Annotated in this window: 1 pseudogene; it reads left to right on the forward strand. The window is 62.6% G+C overall.

Features of this window, described 5'->3' with window-relative positions:
• Positions 1-27: 27 nt before the first annotated feature.
• Positions 28-305, forward strand: a pseudogene (locus tag EN852_RS38660) (type II secretion system protein F); the annotation flags it as partial.

Below are 305 nucleotides of genomic sequence, written 5' to 3' on the forward strand. Positions count from 1 at the left end.
CGCGTTCAATCCGCAGGTGCCGCTCTGATGTTTACCGGCCAGACCCTGCTCTATTTCATCTATGTGCTGGCGGCGGCATCCGTCATTCTCGCGGCTGAAACGTTCTACGTTTCCTATGCGAAGGGCCGCTCGCGGGCCGGCACGATCAACCGGCGGCTTAAGCGCCTGGCCGAAGAGGGGCCGGCCGAGCAGACCCTGCAGGGGCTGCTGCGCGAACGTGGACTGACTGACTCCGGTGACTACGTCTTTGGCGCGGTCGGGCTGAACAGGCTTTACACGCAGTCCGGAATCACTGGAAATCCGCT

This window comes from Mesorhizobium sp. M2E.F.Ca.ET.209.01.1.1 (assembly GCF_004010375.2).
In the GTDB taxonomy this organism is placed as follows: Bacteria; Pseudomonadota; Alphaproteobacteria; order Rhizobiales; family Rhizobiaceae; genus Mesorhizobium.